The sequence below is a fragment of the Vibrio sp. Isolate30 genome, assembly GCF_022397975.1.
In the GTDB taxonomy this organism is placed as follows: domain Bacteria; phylum Pseudomonadota; class Gammaproteobacteria; order Enterobacterales; family Vibrionaceae; genus Vibrio; species Vibrio fortis.
The window spans coordinates 260,232-277,532 of record NZ_JAKEUS010000001.1; the positions used below are offsets into that span (position 1 = coordinate 260,232).

Consider the following 17,301-nt stretch of genomic DNA (forward strand, 5'->3'; position numbering starts at 1 on the left):
GGCGTGTATCTAAACGTCCTAACAAACAAGAATTTAGATAGGTAACTCATCATGAAACAAGAAAAAATCCCTTTCCAAGTATGGATTCTCACCCTCGCAGCATTTGCCATCGGTACCGCTGAATTTGTTATCGCAGGCCTTCTACCACAAATAGCCTCCTCACTTTCAATCACCGAAGGCCAAGCGGGCTATCTAATCAGTGCTTACGCGTTAGCTATCGTTATCGGTGGCCCGATCTTAACCATCTACCTTGCACGCTTTAACAAGAAAATGGTGCTCATCGGCTTAATGGCCTTATTCATCGTCGGCAATGTGTTTTCGGCACTAGCACCTAGTTACCCATTACTACTGGCAAGCCGTGTCATCGCAGGCTTAGTGCAGGGTCCTTTCTATGGCATAGGGGCGGTTGTTGCGACCAATTTAGTGTCTGAAAAAATGGCGGGGCGCGCTGTGGGTCAGATGTTCGCAGGTTTAACGCTCGCTAACGTTCTTGGTGTCCCTGCAGGTACATGGATCGGCTTGCAATTTGGTTGGCACACTACCTTCTTCATTGTTGCAGCACTTGGCACCATCGCAATGACCTCTATCTTTACGTCAATCAAATCAAGCGGTCACAGTGAAGCGAAAGACATCAAAACTCAACTTATGGCGTTCAAAAATCCAATGCTGTTAATCAGCTTAGCGATCACTGCTTTCGTTTGGTCTGGCTTCATGACGCTTTACGGCTACTTGGCTCCTATCGCTATGCACATCACGGGGTACGGTCAAGAGTCTGTTACATGGATCTTAGTGATTGTGGGTGCGGGTCTGATCATCGGCAACATTTTGGGTGGACGCTCTTCAGACAAAGATCTAAGCAAAGCATCAATGTTTTGGGCTGCTGCACTTATCGTTTCACTGGTTGCCGTTGGTCTGGTGGTTGATAACAAAATCTTGTTCGTTGCAGCTGCATTTGTCTTTGGCATCGCATCATTTGCGAACGTTCCCCCTATGCAACTTCGAGTGATGAATCACGGTGGTGAAGGGCAAGAGTTAGCAGCAACCGCCAATATCTCTGCATTCAATCTGGCTAATGCCTTCGGTGGATTCCTTGGCGGCATGGTACTCGACAGCCAACTAGGCGCAGGCATGATTCCGTTCGCAGCCATTGTTGTTCCTGTGATTGGCTTGCTACTTATCGCCAAAGCCAACCGAGCAAACAAACCACAAAGCAACTCTATTTTCAGCCCTGCGGAAAGTAAGTAACTCGACCCATAACCTGAATACAAAACTAAAAAGCACTCAATTAAAGAGCACAGAATTAAAACGAGGTAGATACCATGAACAAACTATTCGAAACATCAGAACTTAAAGGCCTAGCACTGCAAAACCGTGTGGTTATGGCACCTATGACTCGCGCTCGTACTAGTCAACCGGGCAATGTACCAAACGACATGATGGCGACTTATTACCGACAACGCGCAAGTGCCGGGCTTATCATCACTGAAGCGACGCAAATCTCAGACGACTCTCAAGGTTACTCATTTACACCCGGTGTTTATACCGATGCGCAAATCGAAGGTTGGAGAGGCGTAACAACCGCAGTGAAAGCACAAGGTGCAGCGATATTCTGTCAGCTATGGCATGTAGGCCGAGTATCCCACCCTACCTTTCAAAAGGGCGAACTGCCGATTGCCCCGTCAGCTTTGGCTCCAATAGAAACTCAGGTGTGGATTGCTGATGAGAATGGCAACGGCAACATGGTCGATTGCATCCAACCAAGAGAGATGACCCAATCAGACATCGACCGCGTGGTTCAAGATTTTGCGAACTCTGCAAAAAAGGCGATCGAAGCAGGCTTTAATGGTGTCGAGATCCACGGCGGTAATGGCTACCTAATCGATCAGTTCCTTAGAACCAACTCAAATAAACGTACCGATAACTACGGCGGTAACCGTGAGAATCGAATTCGCTTTCTGATTGAAGTGGTTGATACTGTGATTGCAGAGATAGGTGCCGAGAAAGTCGGCGTGCGTTTGGCGCCATTCATCACCTTCAAAGATATGAACTGCCCAGACATCGTGCCAACAATTTTGGAAGCTGCAAAAGAACTGCAAGCTCGTGATATCGCTTATCTGCACCTGTCAGAAGCCGACTGGGATGATGCTCCCGTGATCCCTGAAAACTTCCGAATTGAGCTAAGGGAGTTATTCTCTAACACCATTATTGTTGCGGGCAGCTACACACCACAACGCGCCAAAGAAGTACTAAGCAAAGGCTACGCCGATCTCGTCGCATTCGGTCGCCCATTCGTAGCAAACCCAGACCTGGTATCACGCCTGCAAAACGGCAGTGAACTAGCAGAACTCGATGGCACGACCTTGTTCGGAGGCAACGAAAAGGGTTACATCGATTATCCAGCTTTGTAGTGGTAAAGCATTAAACAAACACCAGGCCTGCATGCTCCCCGCAGGCTTGTCTCTTTAAAAACGTGACCAATCCGATACCTTTTCACACCCAAGAGTCAACTTGCACACTTTCACTTAAACCACTGTTATATTTGAACTTTACACGAAATTTAAATTATAAAAACATCAATAATAATTAGAATTTAAACCAATAAAAGAGAGGTCATCATTGTTCAACGTAGGACAGGTTTATAATCGACGCACAGATATACACGGTCGTTACAAAGGTCAGCAATATGGTGGCATAGCTACGCCTGCAGCCCATCCATATGTATTTATATTCACTAGCGATGCTGGTGAAGAATTTGGATACTCTGATGGCTTTAGTGCAGACGGCACTTTCCGATATACAGGAGAAGGGCAAGAAGGTGATATGCAGATGGTTAAAGGAAACTTAGCCATCTTTGAACACCAAAACAACCTCAAAGAGATTCTCTTATTTGAATCTGTCTCAACTGGTTTGGTTAGATTCGTCGGTGTTTGCAACTACATCTGTCATCACATAGAGCAACGCCCCGACAAAAACGACCAACTTCGCGATGCAATAATTTTCCATTTAGATATCATCCCGCAAAGTATTGGAGATACAATTCAAACTCCAAAAATGTCATACCTTACCAAGCCAACTAAAAGTAAATCATTGAAGCAATTACGAGACATCGCTTTAGCTTCAACGCCACTTCAAGCTGAACCTAAAGAACAACTCACGCACATAAAGTATCGTAGTGAGGCCATCAAGCTTTACGCAAAAAAGAGGGCAAATGGTCTCTGTGAAGGCTGTGAAATACCATCGCCCTTTAAAGCAAAGTCAGGTCCCTATCTAGAAGTACATCACCTCACTCGATTGGCAGATGGTGGCGCTGATTGTCCTGAAAACGTGATTGCTCTCTGCCCTAATTGCCACCGAAAAGCGCATTACTCTGTAGATGCAGCAGAGTTCAACGCAGAACTCATAGAGAAAGCGCTAAAGATTGAAGAGAACTTGTTGTAAACATTTTCGACAGGCAAAAGAAAGGCTCGCGTGACTAGTGCGAGCCTAATGCTGTTTAGGGGGTAAACTGCATAGATTAAATGGAGATTATTTTGTTTAAGTTTGCCGCAATACGGCAAGTCTCCGCTTGTAAGTCTCAGTTTTAAATGATTAACGAGAATTAATCAACTTTTATAAGTTAGAGTCAGGTCAATTAAAAACCTTAATTTTTACAATGACTTATTAATACAGTGTTCGCTTAATCACGCCAAACCACGCATCTGCCAATACCCTTCACCGTGGGTAGCGAGATCTCGATGCAAAAATTCCAGTACATCTGCGACCTTTCCAGCAAGGCCTTGCGGCGGATTAAACAGCAGCAGTCCACTACCAATGAGGCGATCATCCCCTTTCGGGTCGCGCAGTCTCAGCTCTGCCTTAATCGGGTTTGGTAACTCTTCAGCTTGCATCGCATCGAAACAGTGACTAAGGATCAGCGAGCTCTTATCTTCGGTGTACAACGGATACCAAATGAGCGCCGAGACTTTATCTGATTTCTGGTATGCCTTCGCCAACGCATCAATCACCGCAAGGTATTCATCGTCGCTTTCATAGGGCGGGTCAATCACCACCAGCTGATGTCTGTCACTTTTAGCGACCACATCTGGTAGTGCTTTCAGCCCATCGCCCGCACTAACATGTAGCGTGCTAGAGACGCCACGCTGTTGCTGGATCTCTTCAATGTTGGCACGTAACAAATCGGCCTCAGATTGCTGAATATCGGAGAAATAGAAGTTATCTTGGCTGCGTCCATGCTGATAAGCGATCGCAGCAGACCCCGGATAATCGGTAATCAGTTGATTAGGATTGTAGTATTCCAAAATCGAGATAAATGATGAGAAAGCACTCGGTAAGTAACCTTTGTTGCGCCACAGATACCCAACACCTTCAGCAAACTCACCTGCGTGGTTGCTCGGTGCTGTGGTCAAGTCGTATCGTGCTGTCCCTGAGTGTGTGTCAATCACAGTTAAGCTCGAATGTTGCTGCATAAGCATTTGAACAAACTCACTCAATACTGGATGTTTAAGTGCATCTCCGTGATCGCCCACATGACATTGATGTCGATATTCCATTGCTTTGCCTCGTTTCCAACAAACATCTTATAAACATAAGTCATATTGGGTGGAGACGCTGCGCCAATGTGCAGATTTTTGAAATAGAGTCACTTTATCTAACCTATTGACCTCACTAAAAATAAAGCCCTAAGATTGAGATCAACCTTAGGGCTTTTTATTTATTGAGCACTCATGGCTCAGGCCTAACCATGCATGTGAAGCACATTAGGCTATGGGCGACTCTCTTCCAATTCGTCAACGGGTTTTACTTGATAGTGACAAGGCAGCAATCCTAGTAATTTCGGAAGAGTGATACCGACCGAAATTGAAGACCAAGTACCACTCGCAATACCCACGACCAATGCAATCGCAAACCCTTGCAACGCTGCACCACCCAGTAACCAAAGCGCCGAGACCGTCAACAATGTCGTACCTGACGTCACCATGGTGCGTGAGAAGGTCGCTTTCACCGATTCGTTGAGCAGGTTATCTGTATCACCGTTTGGATTACCACGCAGCATTTCACGAACACGGTCGGCGATAATGATCGAGTCATTGAGTGAGTAGCCGAGAATCGCTAACACCGCAGCCAATACCGTTAGGTTGAACTCAAACTGAGTAAAGGCGAATAAGCCGAAGATAATGGTTACGTCGTAGATGATGGCCGCCAGAGCCCCTAGAGCTAAACGCCATTCAAATCGAACACTTAGATAAAGCATGATCATTAAGAAACACACCAGTACCGCTAGACCACCTTGGTCAACCATGTCTTGACCAACTTGAGGACCAACGACACTGCTGTTGAGCACTTTCACTTGATCGCTCACTGAAGCTAGAGCATCCACCAAATTAGTCTGTGTTGCATCCGTCAGCTGGCTGTAACGTATCGTCCAACGGTCTTGCTCTGCCATACCAACCACTTGAACATCTTGTTGGAATGCCGTATCAAGCTTTGCTTTTAGCGCGTCTTTGGTTACTTGATCAGAGAGCTGAACCTCGGCAACGACACCACCAGTGAAGTCTAAGCCCCAGTTAAACCCTTTTACTGCCACGAGCATCACAGAGCTCATGAACAGCACAATAGAAATCACCGACATCACCTTACGCAGGAGAGTCATATTACTGTCTGAAAAATAGCGGTCTGAAATCGTCATTTTTGTTGAAGTACTCATGCTTAAATCCTTACATCGCGGCGTTGATCACGCCCCCAAACCAAGTTGATGATCGCTCGTGAAGCAAAAATGCCCGTAAACATACTGGTTAGAAGACCTAAGCCCAGTGTCAAAGCAAAGCCCTGTATCGGTCCATTACCAATGGTGTAGAGCGCAACAGCAACAATCATGGTGGTGAAGTTTGCATCGAAGATTGACGAGAACGCGCTATCAAAGCCACGATCGATAGAGCTAGCAAAGCTGCGCCCCTCTTTCATTTTGTCTCGGATACGTTCAAAGATAAGCACATTGGTATCTACCGCCATGCCGACAGTGAGCACCAAACCCGCGATACCTGGTAACGTCAATACAGCACCCGGCAGTAACGCAATCAAGCCAAATAGGGTCACCATGTTTAAGATAAGCGCGCCGTTCGCAACCCAACCAAGGCGACGGTACCAAAGCGCCATAAACGTAAGAGTAAGACCTAAACCAAGTGCCAGAGCCGCAAAGCCGTTGGTGACGTTTTCGGCACCCAAAGATGGGCCAATGGTACGCTCTTCAATGATGGTAACAGGCGCTGTTAATGAACCGGCGCGAAGCAATAAAGCCAACTCTTGCGCTTCAGCCATGGTGCCTGCACCTGTGATTCTGAAGCGACTACCCAATTGAGACTGGATATTCGCTACACTGATCACTTCACTGGTTTTCTCACTGTTACCAGCTCTGTCGCGGCTATACTCGCTGTATACCGTCGCCATTGGTTTGCCGATGTTATGACGAGAAAACTCAGACATTTTCTTACCACCCGCAGAATCAAGCGTGATGTTAACTTCTGCGCTGCCCATCTCACCAATGCCACTGCGTGCATCGATAATATGTTCGCCACTCAAGACGGCTTTGCGTGCAATAACGACACGGTTACCATCGGTATCTTTTAACGTTTGTGTGTTGCGCGTTGGGTTATCGTACACAGAGTAGAACGCCAATGAAGCCGTCGCACCAATTACGTCTTTCGCCGCAGCTGGGTCTTGTACACCTGGCAATTCGATACGGATACGACTCTCACCTTGGCGTTGAATTGAAGCTTCCGTGATACCCAGCTCTTCAATACGGCTGCGCATGATTTGCAGGTTTTGTTGAACCGTTAGGTTGCGTAGCGTTCTTTGTTCATCTTCAGACTGCGTCAGGGTGAGCTGTTTGTCTGAGCTATCACGTAGCCATTGCGGGAACTCTTCACGAATCAGCTTTTGCGCCTTTTCAAAATCCGCTTCCGTACGGAAGTCAAACTGGACTTGATTGTTCACAACCTTGCCACGCGCATAGCGCACTTGGCTGGTTACCTCGTCAACCATCGCTTGAGCTTGGGCGTGATAAACCGGAGCCATATCCACTTCGAGTAAAAACTGCACACCACCGCGTAGATCAAGGCCGAGCTGAATCGGTGCAAAGCCCATATCAGTCAGCCATTTTGGAGCCGCGGGTTCCATTGCCAAAGCCACCGTCGCGTTGTCTAGAAGGCGTTCATTAAGCACCTCCTTGGCTTTCGCTTGTTGTTCAGCATCTTCTAGAATCACGACTAATCGATTGTCTTTCTGATAAGCCGATTTGGCTTGAATACCTTCACTTTCGAGGTATTGAGTGACCTGAGTCGCGTCGATTGTCTGTTGAGAACGGTTGTTGATTTGAACAGAGGCATCTTCGCCATACCAAGAAGGTAGAGCGCTGAGAATCATGATAATAATGGTGGTGATCAGCACCACGTATTTCCACTTTGCATAGTGGTTAATTTGTTGTCTTGGTTTCTGCTTTTTCACAGGCAAGATCTCTTCATTTAAAGCTAATAGTGCATCAACGTGCCGCACGCTTCGCTCTCCCTCATCATGAGGAAGACAAAGTACAGATGTGCACGGTGACTGATTGATAATGAGCAACGTCGATTGTTAAAAACAACCGCTTCTCAGAGTGAAACAATCAGCTAATTAGCTCTCTAAAATGAGAGTATTGGATATTGCCCTCTTTCCACCCAGCAAGCCGAGAGGGTGGTGAAGCAACAATGCTAGTCCAATGCTGTGTGGCGTCCATTAAAGGATCGTTAAGTAGCAGAGAAGTGAGCAGAGAGGGAGGAGAAAAGTCAATCAGCAGATGATAAACCGGCTCAATATCGGCCGAGCCATCTTGCTCATTACTGAGTATTCGACGAAACGTGCTAGCTTGCAGACTCGATTCGGAGTCGTGATAGTGCGAGCTGTCTTCCTTGGGTGGAATCAACTTGGTTTGCTCACACGTCTGTCTTGTTTCTGAGGATAACTTTTGAGAGGAATCAGTAAATTGCTGACACAACTGACTGGTTGAAGTTGCTGTTTGGAAAGGCTTGGCAGGAAACAAGTAGCCATGACTGTTCACTAAGCCAAAACTCAGTACAAACAGTATCAACACTAAACGCGCGCCCAACTTCAACAATTCAAAACAATCCTAAATGGTAGAAACGACGACAATATATAACAGCAATGAAAGATACAATTGATTTAAAAGCTGCCAAATTCATATTTGACACAACGCTGACAATCTTGAGGCAATAAAAAAGCCAAGCAACATTGGCTTGGCTTTGGATCTATGGTTAACGTGCGAGGCTATCGCAGGCCTTAAATTTCAGGTCGAAGAATATTCTTATAGTGGCGGCTATTCTCACCAAACAGACGCTCGGCAAGCACATCCATATCTTGGCTAGAAATAGAATCCACTGTGCCTTCTACATCGAACAGAGCCTCAACGCCAAAGTCATAAATAGTATAACGAGAAACAAACCACGCTTGATCCACAGGCGCCGATTCTAATGGTGAGAAGTCGTTCACGAGTTGCTTACCCGCAGCTTTAAGCTCATCGTCAGAGATGCCTTTAAGCAGATCCGCCACGACCTTATCAATGGCCACCTCTACTTTCTGTGCGTTATTTGGCGAGATTAACGCCCCAATAAACCAGTCATAACTGCGCTCGCCATCTTGTGAGATCCAATAGGTATAAGGGGAGTAGTCCAAACTCAGTTCTTCACGAATGTAAGCATCTAAGCGTGTCGTCAAGATACGCTGCATCAAATCGGTCATGAACACTTCCTTCGCAGACACGCCCACCCCTGTCGGAGGGTTTGACAGATCAGCAGCCGGCACCTTAGAGATCACTCGCAGAATGTATTCTGAGCTCTGCTCCGTATTCGCAGCTATATCAACACGCTCTTTATTGGGCAATTTATAAGGCACTAAAAAATCAGGAATCGACGCTTCTTGCAAAGGAATCGAAGCCACATATTGACTGACCAAGGGTTTCAAGATACTTGGGTCGATGTCCCCCACAACAACTAACTGGTTGTTGCGATTTTGCAGAAACAAAGTTTGCTGAACAGCGAGAACTTGTTCAACCGACACATTCTCAACCGCACTGCCATCAGTCAAATAATGGCTGCTATTTACTTGGTAGGTATTGTGGTTCATAGCCTGCTCGAATTGCCCCATCGGACCTTCTAAGTAGGCGGTTCTGCCCTGTATAAACTCCTGCTTTACCGCTTCCAATTGCTTCGGAGAAACATTCGGTGACATTGCGATTGCGTTAAGAGCAGCAAAGGCTTGGTTGAGGCCATCTTGATAGAATTTAAATTCAATACCGTGACGGGTTGATTCGATAAAGGAGTACAACTCGATACCTTCTCTATCTAAATGCGCCTCCAGTTCAGAACCAGTAAAGCTACCCAAACCGCTGCGAGCTATGGTTGGAATCGCCACATCTGCTGCTGGGTATAGACTCGGATCAAGCGCCATTCTCCCGCCAAGGCTGGTGTAGTACATCCCAACTTCATCGTTGGCATAAGTATCTCGCAGATACCACATCTCAACGCCATTACTTAACGTCCATTTTTGAATGTTAGGATCAGCATACGCCTGCTCGACCAACACCACTTCACCGGATGTTGTTGGTACGGTAAAGCCATGGTCATGAGCAGCCTGAGCTGTTTTTACACCACGCTCAGCATAAGCCGCTTTCAGGCTCACCATTGTCTGCTCAATCGCACTTTTATCTTCACTACTGTCTACTCCTAGAACCCAGAAGTGATCACTAGAGAGTAGACTACGAATATTCGCGTTAATGGTGTTTACATCGAGGCTCTCGACAAAGGCCTCCAAACTGGCTTTCTCATCCTTTGCCGATTGCATCGGTGCTTCAGACACCAGACTACCAACCTTATAGTTAGCAAAATCAGGCCCTTCCATAGCATCCCATTCACGCTCGACATTCTGTAGCCAATCTATGTAGTACTGTTTCTCACTCACGATTTCATCTTGTGACACACCATAATCACGAAGTGAGGTCAGTGCAGAGATAAATTGCTGCTGGGAAACCTCTCGGGCACCGACAGGAAATGCGACACTGGTTAAGGAGTAGCGTTGATATTCCATTGAGTAGCGTTCAGAGATGATCCATTGGGTTGGCAAGGCTGCATCATTAAACACGGTGCCTAAGCGCTGTTGGATAATGCGTTGAGATAGGTCATCTAGCCAGCGTTGATGTTGCTGTTCATGGGTATAGACAACTTCTGATCCTCGATTGAACATCAAGGTAATGCTTGGTGATTCGCCACCTTTTACATACTCAACGAAGTCATCTTCATTGAACGAGGTGATTCTCTGTTTTTCCGGTCTAACAGTTTGGCCACGGTTCCAGTCGGCAAACTTCTCTTTGATGAGTGCAACCGCATCGTCTTTGTTGATATCACCAGCGACAACAACCTCGACTAATTGAGGCTGATACCAAGTTTCATAAAAGCTTCTTAGACCTTGTTGATCGGCTTCCAGAACAGATGCTTTGGTGCCAAGCGCATCATTAGACTGATACTGGCCGCCCTCGATGAAATAGTCGTAAAATTTATCGGCTAGTTGCTTATCTTCAAGTCTTGAGTAACGAAACTCTCCAAGAATCACGCCTTTCTCTTTTTCTACTTCAACGTCAGCAATATCAAGACCATCACCGATGTCGCGCATCCAAGTCAAAGCTTGAGTTAATTGAGTGTTGTCTGGCAGGTCGAGTTGGTAGACCGTCTCTTGGTAGGAGGTGTAGGCATTTAAATCAGCACCAAAGCTAACACCTGCGTGTTCAAATAAGCTAATGACATCGTTTTGAGAAAAGTTGTCGCTACCATTAAACGCCATATGCTCAACAAAGTGGGCGTAGCCCTTTTGCTGCTCTGTTTCTTGGAAAGAGCCAGCATGCACGACAAGTCGTACCGATACCGGAGCTTCATGATCGCGATAAACGTGGTAAGTCAGGCCATTTTCTAACTGGCCCGATGCCCAATCAGGGTCGGATTGAACTCGGTCACCGTTTGATGTGGAACTACAACCGATCAAGGTCACGCTTAGCGCAACCATTAAACAATAATTTTTCATAACAACCTCTTATATGTCATGCGTGACAATATATGGTTCAAATGAATAATTCTTGTTTAATACTAAATCAAATGAATATCTTTGTGATCAAGATCGACATTTTATAAAATCCACTGCGTTATCTGATCTATCAAATCACAATTACAGTCGTGTTGTTTGACTCACAGCAGACACTGGTTCTCAATCACATTCCTTTAAAAAGCCCTTGTGAAGAACGACTTACCGGTAATTTCACCCCTGAAACAAACGCCGACATCTGCCCTGAGAAGCTCTTGCTGACCTTATCAATCGCCGCGACTCTCACTACTACTGAGCGATGGATTTGCCAAAAGACGTCTGGTTCTAATTGACCAAGCAACTCTTTGAGAGACGTACGCAAAATGAACTCTTCTACTTTGCTCCCCTCCCCCAACTTAAACACGGATACATACTTATCTTCCGCTTTGAAATAGAGCACATCCTCTACCGAGATAAGGTGAATATCATCTCCGGAGTGCGCCTTAAGCCAGGTAAGATATTGCGGTGTCGCCACGGTTTGAGAAAGCTTCTGGATGTGCTCCATTAACGAACCCATGTCGACAGGATGTGAACTGGACGGGTTCACCTGTAGGCGCTCTTTGAGCTTTTGACAGCACGAGAATAGCCTTTCTTCGTTGATCGGTTTGAGTAGGTAATCTGTGGCATTACGCTCGAAGGCTTGCACCGCATACTCATCATAAGCTGTGATAAAAACCACCAACGGCGGGTTCGATTGCTTTTGCAACTGCTTCGCCAGCGCCATACCATCGAGCTCAGGCATACGGATATCAAGAAAGACTACATCCGGTTGGTGCGCCTCTATCAATTGCTTAGCCTCTAAACCATTGTGCGCCAACCCAACAATGTCGAGTTCTGGCCAGACATCAGCCAAGCTCTTATCAAGATGATGGCGAAGTAGAGGCTCGTCATCAGCAATGATCGCAGTGAAGCCGTTGTTAGTTGCCATGTTCGCCATTATTCTTCCTTAAAATTCACACTGTAAATCGCCATTTTTACTGGCCTGAGAGCGGTAGTCTTAACTGAGCCGACACTCCACCGGTCGCTTGCTCTTTAATTGATAGCGTTGCTTGCTCATCAAAAAGCATCGCAATACGTTGTCGAATGTTACTCAGCCCGACACCATGTCCACCGCTTGACGATGTGCTCGACAAGCCCAAGCCATTATCAACCACATCAATGACTAACCGCTCTGATTCCACGCTAAATCGAATCGAAATATTCCCCCCAGCAGCCTTGGGCTCTATGCCATGAGTTAGAGCATTCTCAACCAAAGGCTGGATCAAGAATGGAGGGATTACTTGGGATGAATCAACTTGGCTATTGTCTATATTGAAAGATAAACGCTCACCGAGGCGAATTTTCTGAATATTAAGGTACGCATCGAGCAGATCGCTTTCCTGAGCAATCGTTGATTGTTCACTTCGGCTATTACGTAGTGTCACACGCAAAAGCTCCGTGAGTTTATCCAACATCAGTTTCGCCTTGTCACCATCAGTCTCAATCAGCGCGCTGATGGTTGCTAGTGTGTTGAACAAAAAATGCGGTTCAATTTGGCTTTGCAGCTGCTTAAGCTGACTTAGTACTACCACTTTCTCTTGGTCTGCTTGGCGGCGTTTCGCGATTTCTAACTCATTGTCTGCACGCAACTTTTGCTCACGAGTATAGAAGTAGTAATAACTGACGGAGCAGAAAATAACACCTAAGAATATCACTGATTTAAGCTCAGAAATCCCCTCACCAAAAAAGCCATTCAACCAGTAATGGGCATTGAGTGTCCCGACCGTCAATGCAAACACCATAGAAATGGCGATCTCCAGCAGACGCGAAGTGTCAGGAAATAACTTGATCAGAACAAAAGAAGATAAAACCGCGCTGTAGCCAAAACCAAAACTGATCATGGCATTCGTGAATAATGAGCCTCCCCAAATACTTTGAGTGGTCACGCTAATGGCGATACAAAACAAGGTAGTAACTAACCAACTCTTGAACCAAGAGTACTGTTTACATCCAGATTCACTCATTAAAATCTTCCTTTAATATTTAATAGAATCATATGACTATCGGGCAAATTAGCGTAAGCAGAATCCTTATTTCCGCCTAAAAAGCGTGCAGCAAGTTCCAGTTCAACCGATGAGTTGCCACTGTCGATTGCTTGATAGTTGATCCATTGCGTTGCAATAATTCCGCCATCTTGCGGAGCGACCATAACATCTAAGGTGGGTGTGACATCATCAAGCCACGACCATACTGAAGCGCTGTCCGCAAACCAATGCCGCCAACCGCTTGAGTCCAATGACCAATGAAACAGCAGGTTATGCTCGACAATATTGGCATGTTGATATCCCTGCGCGTACGCACTTGCCAAAGGTTGCGTCGCAGGCACTTGAGACAAGTCTTGAGCTCGCTCTAGTGCTGTTTGCCACTCCGACTTGCTCCAAGCGCGGCTGTCATACCAATATTCAAGTACAATGCTATGCCCCGTATCATTGGCCCATGTCAGCCCTGCTAATGCTTGGAAAGCTTCACCCTGTTCTTGCAGTTGAACGGGTTGGTATTGATCGCTCGGTAAGCCATAACCAAGGCTGTGGCGTTGATAGACCATTGAGCCATGAAATTCCCAAGCTAGGTTGAGAACCGACACCAAGCTCGCCCCTAACAGGCCATGTCGTACATCATCGTAATAAGCCAACCATTGATACTCATGGTCACCGATCATGTTGTAGCGTTTTAGTCCAAAGCCTTGTTGTTCACTTGCGGCTTCAAGCTGATTGACCTCTTGTGAACTCCAAGAGGAATCACTGTAAAGCAGTGTCCATTCACCGCTGTGGTCAAACATGGATAAAGATGCCACGCCAGCCCCCTCCTCAGCCACTATCCCGACGGGGTTTTGGCGATAAGGTTTGATCACATCGAGTGGTCGGTAGCCATAGCCTACCCCCCAGTCCAAGCGCGTCTTGCCAAGTGTAATATCAACATACTGTTCCCCCGTGATCGAGGTGGAAAAGCTGGCACTGTGTTGCCAAAACAGCTCTCGCACAATCAACTGCGTATCACTGTGACTATCGGGCACTTGTTGCTGGCTTTGCGCATGATAGAGGTCATCCCCTTTGATTGAGAACAAACCAAGCCATTCGGCATAATTAACCTCAAGGTCGAGTAAGGCATTCACCGATTGACGATGATATTCCGGTGCCGTAAACCATGGTGTTTCGCGGGCTTGCACAGTTTCAGCGCTCACTTGCCAATCCCAAGCCAAGCTCAACGTCTCATCAGCAACAGCGTGGCCGCTCATCAATAAAGCTCCCGTCAAGCCTATTGTTTCTGGGCGTGCAAAGGATAAAAGGTTCATAGTATCCAACCTACAGCCCTGACACGCTGTTACGCGACAAATACGCAGGGTTATAGTACTTGTCTGCCAATGACTGCTCGCTGATCTCCTGATACTCAATCAAAGTGCGCTTATTGGGTTGAATCTTATCGAGCAAGCTCATCGCCACAACACTTGGCAAACCGTTGCGCTCTCCTTCATTAAACCACGCCTGCTTAGCAAGCTTTCCCGATCGTAAATAGAGATCCGCTTTGATAGGGAAAGATCGGTCTGTGGTCAGCCACAAGTCAATCGCTTGATAGCTCGCACCTTTGGTCTTTGCAGTGAGACGCAGTTGATGAGTCTCAACTTGTTGGCCGCCTTCCAAGTTCAGTGGCACTTGCTGTACCCACTCACCTTGATAATCTTCGCTCCATGTTAAGGTCGAGATATCGCCAACAGAGGCTTCACCCAGCAGTTTTTGCATCGGTGTAATTCGAATTGGTCGGCGTGATTTAGGCATCAATAACCAGTAGTTATCTTCGATCATCAGCATCTTTTGTCCCGCTTCCACAGCCGATTTGAAGATCACCAGTGACTCACGATTTGGACGCGTGTAGACGTTGTACTGACGCGTTTTATCCAACTGGTCATTTTCAAAAAGATGCACCACAGACACCACCTTGGAGGCTTGCTCGCTGTTGAGTCGGTAGCGATCGGCTTTCGCAATCATCTCGGTCACTTGTTCGGCATCAACTGCCCAACTCGAACCACTGAATGCAGTGAACAACATCAACACCAACATCGTGGCTCTATGAGCCCAAATGGTCTGATTTGAGCGTCGATTCGAAACAAAATTTGGGAGATTAAACATAAGTCAGCGCCTCCGTAATGGGCTTGTTCACACCCTTGCGAGCAGCAAAGTAAGCAGCGATTAAGCAGATAGCCGTAACACCGACCATGGCGTAAGCCACCAGCTCAAATGAGAAATAGATATTCAATGGATAGCCGTCAGTACGACCTGGAGGCGGCGGCATTTGCACATCCACAACCAGTAGTAGAACGGTCACGACCGCGCTGGCGAAGGCGCCAAGTAAACCACCGAGTACCGCCAACAAGCCCGCCTCTTTCAAAAATCCTGCAATAATTTCAGATGGATAGCTGCCCAATGCCGATAGCGTTCCCATCTCGCGGGTGCGCTCAGTGACCGACATCGTCATGGTATTAAATAGAGAAACAAACACCACCAACGCCATCACTGCCCCCATGATGCCGAAGATCCGATCATAGAGATCTTTCACTTTGACGTAGAAAAATGCGCGATCTTGCCACGGAGTGATCTCGATCTGCGAGCTATCTGTGTTATCACCACCGCTCTGTATCAGCTTCTGTTGTAAGCGTTGATCAACTTGAGCGGTCTTTTCGGTCTCAAACAAAAATACCGATAGTGTGCTCACACGATCAGTGGCAAGCAGTTCTTGAGCTTGGCTGATGTGAACATACAACTGGCGTTTATCTAACTCAGGAACGCCTGTTGAATAGATACCCTGCACCTTGAAATCAAAGGCATTTAGCGCACCGTCACTGGTGGTCGCAAGCAGCGTGACCCAATCACCGACACTCACTTTCAGGTTACGGGCTAAATCTTTGCCCAGCATCACTTGCGGCTCGGTATCGTCGTATCTTGGTGAATCGATACTGGTTAGGGTTTGGCCCTGTCGAACATCCAAAAACGGCCCTTTCATGTCGAACTCACGCTCATTGACGCCGGTTCCCATAAAGATGGTGGATTTAGAACCATTAGAAACCAATCCACTGAAGTAGACTCGGGGCTGAACGCCGCGCACATCGCTATCGCCAATAATCAACTTGGTCAGCTCACCTGCGTTGTCTAATCCATTACTTAGTGGCGTATCTTCATCTTGTTCAAAATAACCCGGCGTACTCAGTGTTAAGTGCCCGGTATCGCGCGCGGTCGACTCTCGAAGTGATTCGTAGGTGTAGAGCCCATAACCGCCCGCCGAAGTGAGCGCAAACACGGCAATCGCCACGATCAAAACCGATAGCAAGCTGCGACGCCCATTGCGCAGGAGATTAAGCCACGCCAAACGCAGCGAAAGTAGAAAACCGAATCGCATTAACTTGCCCATGAGATCGCCTCCTGATTCAACGTTGAAGTAACAAGCTTGCCGTCCACCAGCTCAATCACTCTGTCGCAGCGGCTGGCCATCCTTGGGTCATGGGTAGCAACGATGAACGTAGTACCGAACTCGTGGCCCAGTTCGCGCATAATGTCGATCACTTTATTGGCTGTTTGGCTATCCAGGCTTGCTGTTGGTTCATCGGCGATCACTAACTTAGGCTTATGAACCAAAGCTCGAGCAATTGCGACACGTTGTTGTTGGCCACCAGAGAGGTTATCTGGTCGGTGATGTAGGTATTGCGCCAAGCCAACGCGAACCAACATCTGCTCCGCTTGTTTATGTTGATCTTCTAGGCTCAACCCATTGAGCATCAAAGGGTAGGCAACATTTTCGAGTGCCGTCATCACTGGCACCAAGTTGAACTTTTGGAATACGAACCCTAATCCGTGGCGACGAAAACGCGCAGCGGGGATAGCTTGTTCTGGGTATGCTTGTCCTTCTATCGAAATCGCCCCTTGGTAATCTCGATCCAGCATTCCCAATATATTCAGTAAGGTACTTTTGCCTGAGCCCGATGGGCCACACAGCGCGACCATTTCACCTCGCTCGATACAACCAGAAACCCCATTAAGGGCATGCACACTCTGTTCACCCGTTTGGTAGCGCTTTTTAATCGCTTCGAACACTATCATC

14 protein-coding genes are annotated in these 17,301 nt (G+C 46.9%); 3 read left to right on the forward strand and 11 right to left on the reverse strand.

The window, feature by feature from the left end:
* The first annotated feature begins 51 nt into the window (after nt 1-51).
* From L1D60_RS01235 to L1D60_RS01245, 3 genes are all read left to right on the forward strand, one after another.
* Nucleotides 52-1,245: an MFS transporter gene (locus L1D60_RS01235; protein WP_239839361.1), complete on the forward strand. Its 1,194-nt coding sequence runs from the start codon at nt 52-54 to the stop codon at nt 1,243-1,245.
* 74 nt (nt 1,246-1,319) lie between these two features.
* Nucleotides 1,320-2,408 (forward strand): alkene reductase, encoded by a 1,089-nt coding sequence (locus tag L1D60_RS01240; RefSeq protein WP_239839362.1) that lies wholly within the window; start codon nt 1,320-1,322, stop codon nt 2,406-2,408.
* Nucleotides 2,409-2,616: 208 nt separating this feature from the next.
* The gene (locus tag L1D60_RS01245) at nt 2,617-3,438 is read left to right on the forward strand and encodes an HNH endonuclease signature motif containing protein (RefSeq protein ID WP_239839363.1); all 822 of its coding nucleotides are present in this window, start codon (nt 2,617-2,619) and stop codon (nt 3,436-3,438) included.
* 242 nt (nt 3,439-3,680) lie between these two features.
* On the opposite strand, the gene rlmJ is transcribed toward L1D60_RS01245, so the two are convergent.
* The 11 genes from rlmJ to L1D60_RS01300 form a co-directional block, all read right to left on the reverse strand.
* Entirely contained in the window at nt 3,681-4,550 is an 870-nt protein-coding gene (gene rlmJ / locus L1D60_RS01250) for a 23S rRNA (adenine(2030)-N(6))-methyltransferase RlmJ (protein WP_239839364.1), read from the reverse strand.
* 212 nt (nt 4,551-4,762) lie between these two features.
* Complete coding sequence (gene secF, locus L1D60_RS01255; RefSeq protein ID WP_239839365.1) at nt 4,763-5,704, reverse strand: protein translocase subunit SecF; 942 nt, start codon at nt 5,702-5,704, stop codon at nt 4,763-4,765.
* Between the two features lie 2 nt (nt 5,705-5,706).
* Nucleotides 5,707-7,506 (reverse strand): protein translocase subunit SecD, encoded by a 1,800-nt coding sequence (gene secD, locus L1D60_RS01260; RefSeq protein WP_239840423.1) that lies wholly within the window; start codon nt 7,504-7,506, stop codon nt 5,707-5,709.
* Nucleotides 7,507-7,657: 151 nt separating this feature from the next.
* Complete coding sequence (locus L1D60_RS01265; protein ID WP_239840424.1) at nt 7,658-8,116, reverse strand: hypothetical protein; 459 nt, start codon at nt 8,114-8,116, stop codon at nt 7,658-7,660.
* A 212-nt stretch (nt 8,117-8,328) separates the two neighbouring features.
* Nucleotides 8,329-11,118 (reverse strand): M16 family metallopeptidase, encoded by a 2,790-nt coding sequence (locus L1D60_RS01270; protein WP_239839366.1) that lies wholly within the window; start codon nt 11,116-11,118, stop codon nt 8,329-8,331.
* Nucleotides 11,119-11,302: 184 nt separating this feature from the next.
* Nucleotides 11,303-12,112 carry a LytTR family DNA-binding domain-containing protein gene (locus L1D60_RS01275; RefSeq protein ID WP_239839367.1) on the reverse strand — a complete coding sequence of 270 codons (810 nt, stop codon included), beginning with the start codon at nt 12,110-12,112 and terminating at the stop codon, nt 11,303-11,305.
* 37 nt (nt 12,113-12,149) lie between these two features.
* The gene (locus tag L1D60_RS01280) at nt 12,150-13,178 is read right to left on the reverse strand and encodes a histidine kinase (protein WP_239839368.1); all 1,029 of its coding nucleotides are present in this window, start codon (nt 13,176-13,178) and stop codon (nt 12,150-12,152) included.
* Nucleotides 13,178-14,449, reverse strand: coding sequence for a hypothetical protein (locus tag L1D60_RS01285; RefSeq protein ID WP_345772859.1), 1,272 nt, complete (start codon nt 14,447-14,449; stop codon nt 13,178-13,180). The genes L1D60_RS01280 and L1D60_RS01285 overlap by 1 nt, the downstream gene beginning before the upstream one ends.
* 67 nt (nt 14,450-14,516) lie before the next feature.
* Nucleotides 14,517-15,257, reverse strand: coding sequence for an outer membrane lipoprotein-sorting protein (locus tag L1D60_RS01290; RefSeq protein ID WP_239840425.1), 741 nt, complete (start codon nt 15,255-15,257; stop codon nt 14,517-14,519).
* 73 nt (nt 15,258-15,330) lie between these two features.
* Complete coding sequence (locus L1D60_RS01295; protein WP_239839369.1) at nt 15,331-16,614, reverse strand: FtsX-like permease family protein; 1,284 nt, start codon at nt 16,612-16,614, stop codon at nt 15,331-15,333.
* The gene (locus tag L1D60_RS01300) at nt 16,602-17,300 is read right to left on the reverse strand and encodes an ABC transporter ATP-binding protein (protein ID WP_239839370.1); all 699 of its coding nucleotides are present in this window, start codon (nt 17,298-17,300) and stop codon (nt 16,602-16,604) included. Before L1D60_RS01300 ends, L1D60_RS01295 begins: the two co-directional genes overlap by 13 nt.
* Nucleotide 17,301: the final 1 nt, after the last annotated feature.